The organism is Streptomyces sp. PT12, assembly GCF_003311645.1.
Classification (GTDB): Bacteria; Actinomycetota; Actinomycetes; order Streptomycetales; family Streptomycetaceae; genus Streptomyces.
Window position 1 is genome coordinate 1 of record NZ_QEST01000047.1, and the last position, 1,259, is coordinate 1,259.

Sequence of the window (1,259 nt, forward strand, 5' to 3'; positions counted from 1 at the left end):
CTAGTAGATTGTTGCAGCTTAATTTTGCTGTGTGGTTGGGTAGAGATGGCGCAGTTTCACGCGTGCGTCGTCGGTGGTGAAGTGCCAGTTGACTTGGCGCTGGTCGTTGTTGGTCCGCTGTTGCCAGGCGGCGAGTTCGGCGTTGAGTACGGTGAGGTCGTCGATGCGGCGGTCCAGGCACTGGCGGGTGAGCGCGGAGAGCTCGATCTCGGCGATGTTGAGCCAGGACCCGTGTTTGGGGGTGTGGTGGATCTCCAGGCGCTGGGCCAGCGCGAAGGCCTTCCCCGGGGCGAACGCCTCGTAGAGCGAGGCGATGGTGTGGGTGTTGAGGTTGTCCATCACCAGCACGACCGTGGCGGCGTCGGGGTAGTCCACGGTCAGCAGGTGATCGACCTGGTGCGCCCAGTCGACCTTGGTCCGGCGCGGCTGGGCGTCCACGCGCCGCCATCCGCGCAGCGGCTCGACCCAGCAGAAGATCGAGCAGGTCCCCGATCGGACGTACTCGTTGTCCTCGCGGCGGTCACGGCCCGGCCGCGCGGGAAGCGGATCGCGGACCTGGCCGAGCAGCTGGAACGGCTTCTCGTCCATGCACACCACCGGACACGCCGGATCGAAGGGGCGGCGGTAGACCGCCAGGACGTCCTCCATCGCCGCGGCGAAGGCCGCATTCGCAGCGGGCGGAATGGTCCAGCACTTCTTCACGTGAGGACGCAGTTCCGTTTTTTTAACACCCGGCCGATCGTGGAGTGATCCAGATCCGGGATGTCCTCCACCAGCGCGACATGCTTCTCCAGCAGGCGCAGCGACCACCGGGCATGCCCCTCGGGCGGCGTCGAGCAGGCCAGCGCGATCAGCCTGGCCTCGACCTCACCGGTCACGATCGCCGGCACCGGCGGCAGCTCACGCACTTTACGCCCGATCGTGGCCCAGACATCGCCACCGGTCTCGACGAACCGCTTCGAGACCAACCGCACCGTCTCACACGAGACCCCCACCCGATCCGCGATCACCACCCGCGAATCGACCTCGCCCACCGAGGTGTCCAACGCGAGCAGGACCCGCGCCCGCCTGATCATCGACGCGCTGCGGACCCCCGTCGTCGTCACCCGCACCAACGCCCGACGATCCTCGGCACTCAACACAACCGGATACTTCTTCTGTGAGGACACGGCACCCCTGCCCGACCGAACGGAACCAACAAGGCAAGCCTGCCCGACCCCAACCAACCAGAACAACACTTAGACGCGACAATCTACTAG

General features: G+C 66.1%; 2 protein-coding genes. Both read right to left on the reverse strand.

Features of this window, described 5'->3' with window-relative positions; all coding sequences use genetic code 11:
- Positions 1–18: 18 nt before the first annotated feature.
- Entirely contained in the window at positions 19–810 is a 792-nt protein-coding gene (locus DEH69_RS31940; protein ID WP_309302756.1) for an IS630 family transposase, read from the reverse strand.
- Positions 699–1,169 (reverse strand): helix-turn-helix domain-containing protein, encoded by a 471-nt coding sequence (locus DEH69_RS31945; protein WP_220131183.1) that lies wholly within the window; start codon positions 1,167–1,169, stop codon positions 699–701. Before DEH69_RS31945 ends, DEH69_RS31940 begins: the two co-directional genes overlap by 112 nt.
- Positions 1,170–1,259 lie beyond the last annotated feature (90 nt).